Source organism: Streptomyces sp. (genome assembly GCF_050698815.1).
GTDB lineage: Bacteria > Actinomycetota > Actinomycetes > Streptomycetales > Streptomycetaceae > Streptomyces.
Genome location: NZ_JBOHCV010000158.1, coordinates 1 through 8,318, shown reverse-complemented (window position 1 = coordinate 8,318; position 8,318 = coordinate 1). Strand labels below are relative to the sequence as shown.

Genomic DNA, 8,318 nt, shown 5'->3' with positions numbered 1-8,318 from the left:
CCACCAGACCGGCGAAGTGCGCCATGTCGACCATCAGCAGGGCGCCGACCTCGTCCGCGATGCGGCGGAAGGCGGCGAAGTCCAGCTGGCGCGGGTACGCCGACCAGCCCGCGATGATCATCTGCGGCCGGTGCTCACGGGCGAGCCGCTCGACCTCCGCCATGTCGACCTGGCTGGTGGTCTCCTCGACGTGGTAGGCGACCACGTTGTAGAGCTTGCCGGAGAAGTTGATCTTCATGCCGTGTGTGAGGTGCCCGCCGTGCGCCAGGTCCAGGCCCATGATGGTGTCGCCCGGCTTGAGCAGCGCGAACATCGCGGCGGCGTTCGCGGAGGCGCCCGAGTGCGGCTGTACGTTCGCGGCCTCGGCGCCGAAGAGTGCCTTGACGCGGTCGCGCGCGATGTTCTCGATGACGTCGACGTGCTCACAGCCGCCGTAGTAGCGGCGGCCGGGGTAGCCCTCGGCGTACTTGTTGGTGAGCACCGATCCCTGGGCTTCCAGGGAGGCGACCGGAGCGAAGTTCTCCGACGCGATCATCTCGAGGGTGGACTGCTGGCGGTGGAGTTCGGCGTCGACGGCGGCGGCGACGTCCGGGTCCACCTCGTGGAGAGAGCCGTTGAGAAGCGACATGGAACCATCCCTGGTGGCGAGGCCGGGCAGGCGGAGTGGGCGGGTCGGGCGGGGCAGAGGGGGTACGGGCGTCAGCCGCCGGCGACGAACGCGGCGTACTCGTCGGCGGAGAGCAGATCGGCCGGCTCCTCCGCGAACCGCACGGCGAACAGCCAGCCGCCCTCGAAGGGTGCGGAGTTCACCAGGGCCGGGTCGTCCACGACGTCCTGGTTGATCTCGGTGATCTCACCCGAGACGGGTGCGTACAGTTCGCTGACCGACTTCGTCGATTCCAGCTCGCCGCAGGGCTCGCCCGCGGTGACCGAGTCGCCGATCTCCGGTAGCTGGACGAAGACGACGTCGCCGAGCGCGTTGGCGGCGTGCGCCGTGATGCCGACCTTCGACGCGCCGTCCTCGGCGGCCGACAGCCACTCGTGTTCCTTGGTGTAACGCAGCTGCTGGGGGTTGCTCATGGTGCGATTCTCCAGGATGTGAGGGTGACGGGGGAAAAGGGTCTTGGTCAGTGGGACGAGTGCCACACCCGGGCCGGGCCCGCGGTGCCGGCCGCCGCCCCCGCGCGGCCACGGCAGAGCCTGCCCATCCGGGCGGGCGGCCACGACAGCGGCTTCCGGCTCCGGGGCTCCGGGTGCCGGGTCGGCCGGTGCCCGCCGGAGCGCGGTCAGCGCTCCCGCTTGTAGAAGGGAAGCGCCACGACCTCGTACGGCTCGTGGCTGCCGCGGATGTCCACCGCGACCCGGCCGGGGCCGGGCTCCGCGTGCGCCGGGTCCACGTAGGCGATGGCGATCGGCTTGCCGAGCGTCGGGGAGGGAGCCCCCGACGTCACCTCGCCGACCACCGATCCGTCGGCGGCGGAGACCACGGGGTACCCGGCGCGCGGCACGCGGCGGCCCTCCGCGATCAGACCGACCAGCTTGCGCGGCGGCGCCTGCGCGGCCTTCTCGGCGGCGGCCTCCAGCGGCTCGCGGCCGACGAACCTGCCCTCGTTCGTCGTCTTCTCGAACTTCACGATGCGGCCCAGCCCGGCGTCGAAAGGCGTGGTCCCGGTGGTCAGCTCGTGCCCGTACAGCGGCATCCCCGCCTCCAGCCGCAGCGTGTCCCGGCAGCTCAGCCCGCACGGCACCAGCCCGGCACCGGAACCCGCCTCGGTGAGCGCCTCCCAGACGGCGACGGCGTCGGCGGGAGAGACGAACAGCTCGAAGCCGTCCTCGCCGGTGTAGCCCGTACGGGCGATGAGGGCGGCGCGGCCCGCGACCGTGCCGGGCAGCCCCGCGTAGTACTTCAGGCCGTCCAGGTCGGCTGCGGTGAGGGTCTTGAGGATGCCCGCCGCCTCCGGGCCCTGTACGGCGATCAGGGCGTAGGCGTCGCGGTCGTCGCGTACGGCCGCGTCGAAGCCCTCCTGGCGCTCGCGCAGCGCGTCCAGCACCACCTGGGCGTTGGCGGCGTTGGCGACGACCAGGTATTCCAGTTCGCCGGTGCGGTAGACGATCAGATCGTCGAGGATGCCGCCCGCCTCGTCACAGAGCATCGTGTAGCGGGCGCGGCCCTCCTTCAACGCCGAGAGGTTGCCCACCAGCGCGTAGTCCAGCAGCGCGCCGGCCTGCGGTCCGTGCAGGTTGATCTCGCCCATGTGGGAGAGGTCGAAGAGGCCGGCGCGGGTGCGTACGGCGGTGTGCTCGTCGCGTTCGCTGCCGTAGCGCAGCGGCATGTCCCAGCCGGCGAAGTCGGTCATCGTCGCGCCCAGCGCGCGGTGCGTGGCGTCGAGGGCGGTGGTGCGGGGGCGGTCGCTCATGTCAGGCTCCCGTGGCTCGGTGACGGCGGATGTCCTCCCCATCTGTCATCGGAACCTGAGAGGTTCGCCACGAGCCCGTGGGTACGGACGGCGGCTTGCACCGTGGGTGGAGCCGCACGAGGGCGGCCCGCTTTTCAGATCTGCCTCGTCCTGCGCGGTATCGGTGCCTGAGAGATTCAAGGGAGGACTTGCTCCTTCGGCGCCCCGGTGGCCCGTCGCGCTCGCTGCGCGTGCGGCCGGGGACTCTCCCGCGTGGACTCGAACGGCCGGTATGCAGTTGGCCCGCACATCATGGCACGGCGCGGCGGCAGGTGGGCCGGGTGGTCGGCGCGCAATCGTCTTGAACCGCATTACCGTTTCTTGACACTCTCAAGATGAGCCGCGGTACAGCGGCCTTGTTTCCGGGGAGGGCGATCAGGTGGACAGCCTGCGCAGCGCGTACGCGACGGTGACCGGATGGGGTTACACACCACCGAGACCACCGGGGGCGGAGGCGGCCGAATCCGGATCCGGTGCGGCTCCGGCTTCCGTGGTGCGGCGGGAGGACCTGAGGGGTACGGCGGTCAGAAGGACCCTCCGCTTCCCCGCCGGCGACCGGATCGTGGTCTCCGGGCTGCCCGGCAGCGGCAAGTCGACACTGATCCGGCGCTCGGTCGCCGTACAGGACACGGTCCGCCGGATCGACTCGCAGGAGGTACGGGAGCGCTGGGCGGCGCGGCTGCCGCGCTGGCTGCCCTACGGCGTGTACCGGCCGTTCGTGCGGCTCGCGCACTTCGCGGGGCTGCGCGCCGCGCTCGCCTCGGGCGCCAGCGTCGTGGTGCACGACTGCGGCGCGCAGAGCTGGGTGCGGGCCTGGCTGGCGAGGGACGCGCGGCGGCGTGGCCGCGCCCTCCACCTGGTGCTGCTCGACGTGCCGCCCGAGACCGCGCTGCGTGGCCAGGCCGAGCGCGGGCGCCGGGTCTCGGACTACGCCTTCCTCCGCCATCGCAGAGCGGTACGGCAGCTCATCGCGGACGCGGAGACCGGGCGGCTGCCGCGCGGGTCCGGGTCCGTCGTGCTGCTGGACCGGGCGGCGGCGGGGGCGCTGCGCGGGGTGGCCTTCGAGTAACCGCTGCCGGCCCGTCACCACCGGACGGAGTGACGGGCCGCGCGGTGCCGGCAGCCGGAGGACCGACCGGAGAACCAAGGTCAGCGGCGGCTGTCGGCCGTCGTGGCGGTCGTCCGCTGCGCGGTGGGGGAGGAGTCGGTCATGGCGGCGAGGAACGTCACGGTGGAGTTGACCAGCCGGCCGGCCTGGACACCGGTCAGCCGCGCGTTGTCGTCGACGGAGGCCTTCAGCAGCGCGGCGAACCGGTTCTGGACGTCGGCCATGGACCTGGCGCGCAGCTTCGAGACCGCGGATGCGCTCTGCGAGCCGCGCGCGGTCGTGGCCGTACGGTCGCGCAGCAGCGCGAGCGCCTCGCGGAAGTCGGTCCGGTGCTCGGCCGCCTCGCGGCGCGAGAGCTGGCCGCCGGGCGTCTCGAGGATGTCGTCGATCAGGTCGCCGACCTCGTCGATGACCTGGTAAGTGCCCCGCAGCGCGGTGCTCCGGGTGTCCGGGTCCTCGGCGTCGAGGGCGGGCCTGAGGGTGGTCACCACGGCCTTGGTGGTGCCGGCCGGCTTCGGCTGTGCCTGCGGCTGTGTCTGCGGTTTCGGGTGCGGCACGGGGTGCGGCAGCGGGTGCGGCGGCGGCTGGACCGAGATGCCGGCCTCGGCCATGGCGGCGGTGTTGACCGCCGACAGGTCTCTGATCAGGGCACCGGCCGCGGCGGTCCGGGCCCTGGCGTCGTCGCGGCCGACGGCGACGATGCCGTCCACGGATACCCCGAAGGCGCGCGCCGCGTCGGCGAGGGAAAGAGCCCGGGCGCTCTTGTTGTTCTTCCTGTCGGTCGCCGGCAGCGTCCTTGCCGGGCGCGCCTGCTCGACGGCCGCCTTCACCCGCCCGAGCTGTTCTCGCAGCTGATTGCCGGCGGCGCGCAGCAGCATGGGATTGGCGTGCCTGTCATGGGTGAGACGGCCCAGCGTGCCGGTGAGTTCGCCGAGCCGGCCGAGGTGCTCGATGACGCGGAACTGTGCCTGGGTCGTCTCCGCCTGGCCGGGCGCCGCGATGCGGGGGGTGGCGGCCGGTGTTCGTTCGGCGTCGGCCGCGGCGGTTCCGGCTGCGCCGAAGGCCGGCGAGCCGGAGAGAGCGGCGGTGAGTGCGACGGTGACCACTGTGGAGACGCGCATGGGGGATTTCCTCCGAGGAGAGCCGGCAGGGACGGTGCCCACGATTCGTAGGGCCGCTGCGCTGTGCAACCGGGCGGTGGCCATCCGTGGCCGTCTCCGGCCGTTCGCGAGCCATCCGGAGCAGGGTCCGTCACCCGCACTCACCCACGCCCACCCGCGCTCCCGTTCGGTCCCCCGGGGCCGCTCCCGCTCCCTCCCCGGCTGGTGTTCGAAAGCCGGGCTAGGGTTGCCGCCATGACCATTCCGCAGCAGTACGGACCGGGCCACGGCGGAGGCTGGCCCGGCAACGAGCTGGAGGAAACCCTCGCGGCCTCCCTCGAGGTGCCCCATGCGGGTGCCCGGCTGCTGGAGGTGCTCGGCCGCAGCAGCGTCTGGGTGCCGCTGCCCGAAGGCGGGGGCCCCGGCAGCCCGAACCTCGACCTGCCGACCGTCGAGCTGAACGGGGCGCCCTACGTCCCGGTCTTCAGCTCCGAACAGCAGTTCCTGCATGTGGTCGGCACCCACATGTCCTTCACGGTCGCCCCGGCGCGGGAGTTCGCGCGCGGGCTGCCGCCCCAGGTGGGCATCGCCGTGAATCCGGAGGGCACCGTCGGCATGCCCCTGCCTCCGGAGGCGGTGGCCGAGCTGTGCGCCAACACCCCCGGCGAGCAGGCGGCCTGGGGCGTGGCACGCGGCGCCCGGGTGCGGCTCTACGAGCCGGACTGGCAGGACGAGCCGGTGGACTTCCTCGCGGCGGTGGCCGGTGAGTTCGCGCTGCTGCCGTCCGTGCGGACCGCGCGGCGCGCCCTGGCCAGTACCGAAGGCGATGCCCCCGCGCTCTTCGTCGGGGTCGAACTGGACCCGCTCGATCCGGCCACCCGCCAGTCCGCGCACGACGCACTGGGACGGGCGCTGGGCCACGTCCCGGTCACATGGCTGGTGCAGTTGGTGCTGCTGGACGCGGCACAGGATCCGGTCGTGGAGTGGATGCGGCAGTGTGTGCGCCCCTTCTACACCCGAGGTTGACGGCGCCGGCGCCCGCTGTCGGTTCCTGCTCGTAAGCTGGGTTCATGACGGGGACGACGGGGTGGGGCACGCGCGCGTGCCAGGAGCGGGACCGGTGCTGCGCCGGCGGTGCCGAGGCGGCGCGCGGGCGGCGGAGCGAGCGGCCAAGCGGCTACAGGGGAAAGGCGGCCAGGTGAGCGCGGGTGGAAGCGTCGAGCAGCTGCTGCGGCGGGTGTCGCCGGGCCGGTTCGACACCTATGAGGCGGTGCTCGACGCGCTCGCCGGCGGCCAGCTGTGGATGCTGCTCTGGCAGGGCCAGGCGGGTTCTCCCGACGCGCAGTACGGAAACATGGAGGTGGCGGGCTACGGCTACGCGCCCTGTGTGACCTCCGCCCAGGAGCTGGCCGCCTCCGGCTGGAACCGGGCCCACGAGGTGGTCACCGGACGGGAGATCGCCGCAGCCCTCTTCCCGGAGCGCTGGGGAGTGTGGCTCAATCCGCACGCCCCCGGCGGCGGCGTCGGCATTCCGTGGCTGGACCTGCGCCGCATCGCGTCGGGGCTGCACGAGCTGCCGGCCGGACCGCTGCGGATCACCGAACCCAGTGTGGACGTCGCGCAGTTCTACGCGGTGCTCAGCCAGCACGCGCACCGTACCCCGGCCGTCCGCTCGCTGCGCCGCTGCTGGGTGCAGCCCGCGCTGGGCGCCGGGTATCTGGCCATAGGGCTGGATCTCTACGACACGGGAGCACAGGCCGTGGAGTCGGCGCGGGAGATGATGCGGCAGTCGGTGACCGCCGTGCCGGACGGACTGCCCGTCTCCAGCGTCGCGATGTCGGACGACTACGACCCGGTGGCGATGTGGCTGCGGAGCAACTCGCGGCCGTTCTTCGACCGTGACGCTCCGACGGCCAACGCCGGTCCGGGCTACGGCTACGGCTACCCGCGTCCCTACTAGGGCGCGTTCTGAAAGCAGCGCCGCCCGGGCGGTCTTCGAGGACCCGCCCGCAGCGTCACGCACCGGGTCAACACGGCGAAGCGGGGCGCGCGGAACGGTCACGGCCGGTCCGCCCCGGTGAACGCCCGCGGCACCGATAGTCGTCGGCTTCAGTTCGTATAACGGAACCTGCCACGTCACATCACAGTTGGGCATCCTTTCCCCGGGGGGACTGGCAGTGATCGCGGGGCCGATGAAGACTCCCGACCGTTAGGGCCATCGGCCTTCCATACGCACTGCTCCGAACTGGCCGCTACAGCGGCGGGCGTGGGCCGGCCACCGCCGGCCGAGAGAGGTTCCTCCACGATGACGGCACCACTGCACGACACGTCCGCGGAAATCGCGCCTGTCGATCCTGCTCTCGGTGGCGGCTCAGCCGAGAAGGACATCGAAGGCCGGTCTCTCGGGCGGATCGCGTGGAGCCGGCTCAAGCGCGACAAGCTGGCGCTCACCGGTGGCGCCGTCGTGCTGATACTCATCGCGGTCGCCATCCTTGCCCCGTTCATCGTGTCCCTGCTGGGGCATCCGCCGAACGAGCACAACGAGGATCAGATCGACCCGCTCTTCGGGACCCCGATCGGGGCGTTGGGCGGTATCAGCGGCGACCACCTGCTGGGCGTCGAGCCGGTCAACGGCCGGGACGTCTTCAGTCGCATCGTCTACGGCGCCCGCATCTCGCTCCTCGTCGGCTTTCTCTCCGCCGTGGTGGCCGTGATCATGGGCACCGTGCTGGGCGCGCTGGCGGGCTACTTCGGCGGCTGGCTCGACGCGGTCATCAGCCGCGTGATGGACATGCTGCTGGCCTTTCCGCAGTTGCTGTTCATCATCTCGCTGATCTCCGTGGTCCCGAACCAGATGTTCGGGCTGACCGGTACGGGGGTCCGGCTGGCCGTGATGATCCTGGTGATCGGCTTCTTCGGCTGGCCCTACATCGGCCGGATCGTCCGTGGCCAGACGCTCTCGCTGCGCGAGAGGGAGTACGTGGAGGCGGCCCGCAGTCTCGGCGCCGGGCGCCGCTACATCCTCTTCAGGGAGCTGCTGCCCAACCTGATCGCGCCGATCACCGTCTACACGACGCTGATGATCCCCACCAACATCCTCACCGAGGCGGCGCTCAGCTTCCTGGGCGTGGGCGTCAAGCCGCCGACCGCCTCCTGGGGACAGATGCTCAACCACGCGGTGCGCTACTACGAGGCCGACCCGATGTACATGATCGTGCCGGGTGTGGCCATCTTCGTCACCGTCCTCTCCTTCAACCTTTTCGGCGACGGCGTGCGCGACGCGCTGGACCCCAAGGGCACCCGATGAACCCCCACTCCCAGGGCCAGCCCCGGCCCTGGCCCCTGGCCCTGCGCACCCGTGCGGGCCGCGACCTACACGGAGGATGCGAGATCGTGACAACCCAACGCACATCGAGGCGCAGACTGGCCGCATCGGCCGTTGCGGTCGCGGCGCTGTTGTCCACCGCGGCTTGCGGCGGTGGCGGCACTGACGGGAGCGGCGACAGCAAGGGCCCCGGATTCAACGCGGCCAAGGCGAAGATGGCCAACGCGTCCGACAAGAAGGGCGGCACGCTGAAGTTCATCGGTACCCAGGACGCCGACTCCTGGGACACCACGCGCGGCTACTACGGCTTCGCCTGGAACTTCATGCGC

Annotated in this window: 8 protein-coding genes, 1 pseudogene and 1 riboswitch; of the genes and pseudogenes, 5 read left to right on the top strand and 4 right to left on the bottom strand. The window is 71.9% G+C overall.

From position 1 onward, the window contains the following. From ACRDP3_RS06080 to gcvT, 3 genes are all read right to left on the bottom strand, one after another. A partial coding sequence (locus ACRDP3_RS06080) for an aminotransferase class I/II-fold pyridoxal phosphate-dependent enzyme (RefSeq protein WP_431515781.1) occupies positions 1-628 on the bottom strand: 628 nt, incomplete at its 3' end. Between the two features lie 71 nt (positions 629-699). Next, a complete protein-coding gene (gene gcvH / locus ACRDP3_RS06075; protein WP_431515780.1) occupies positions 700-1,080 on the bottom strand; it encodes a glycine cleavage system protein GcvH in 381 nt (126 codons plus the stop codon). Between the two features lie 206 nt (positions 1,081-1,286). Further along, the gene (gene gcvT, locus ACRDP3_RS06070; protein ID WP_431515779.1) at positions 1,287-2,417 is read right to left on the bottom strand and encodes a glycine cleavage system aminomethyltransferase GcvT; all 1,131 of its coding nucleotides are present in this window, start codon (positions 2,415-2,417) and stop codon (positions 1,287-1,289) included. A gap of 145 nt (positions 2,418-2,562) precedes the next feature. Further along, a riboswitch (glycine riboswitch) is annotated at positions 2,563-2,678 on the bottom strand. A gap of 157 nt (positions 2,679-2,835) precedes the next feature. Here gcvT and ACRDP3_RS06065 point away from each other — a divergent pair. Next, on the top strand, positions 2,836-3,525 hold the full coding sequence (locus ACRDP3_RS06065; protein ID WP_431515778.1) for an AAA family ATPase: 690 nt from the start codon (positions 2,836-2,838) through the stop codon (positions 3,523-3,525). 80 nt (positions 3,526-3,605) lie between these two features. Here the strand turns inward: ACRDP3_RS06065 and ACRDP3_RS06060 are convergent, their stop codons facing one another. Continuing rightward, positions 3,606-4,685 carry a hypothetical protein gene (locus ACRDP3_RS06060; protein WP_431515777.1) on the bottom strand — a complete coding sequence of 360 codons (1,080 nt, stop codon included), beginning with the start codon at positions 4,683-4,685 and terminating at the stop codon, positions 3,606-3,608. Positions 4,686-4,919: 234 nt separating this feature from the next. Between ACRDP3_RS06060 and ACRDP3_RS06055 the strand changes: the two genes are divergently transcribed. The 4 genes and pseudogenes from ACRDP3_RS06055 to ACRDP3_RS06040 form a co-directional block, all read left to right on the top strand. Then, on the top strand, positions 4,920-5,690 hold the full coding sequence (locus ACRDP3_RS06055) for an enhanced serine sensitivity protein SseB (protein ID WP_431515776.1): 771 nt from the start codon (positions 4,920-4,922) through the stop codon (positions 5,688-5,690). Between the two features lie 172 nt (positions 5,691-5,862). Then, positions 5,863-6,624 (top strand): enhanced serine sensitivity protein SseB C-terminal domain-containing protein, encoded by a 762-nt coding sequence (locus ACRDP3_RS06050; RefSeq protein ID WP_431515775.1) that lies wholly within the window; start codon positions 5,863-5,865, stop codon positions 6,622-6,624. A gap of 345 nt (positions 6,625-6,969) precedes the next feature. Next, the gene (locus tag ACRDP3_RS06045) at positions 6,970-7,971 is read left to right on the top strand and encodes an ABC transporter permease (RefSeq protein WP_431515774.1); all 1,002 of its coding nucleotides are present in this window, start codon (positions 6,970-6,972) and stop codon (positions 7,969-7,971) included. Between the two features lie 86 nt (positions 7,972-8,057). Beyond that, a pseudogene (locus tag ACRDP3_RS06040) lies at positions 8,058-8,318 on the top strand (ABC transporter substrate-binding protein); the annotation flags it as partial.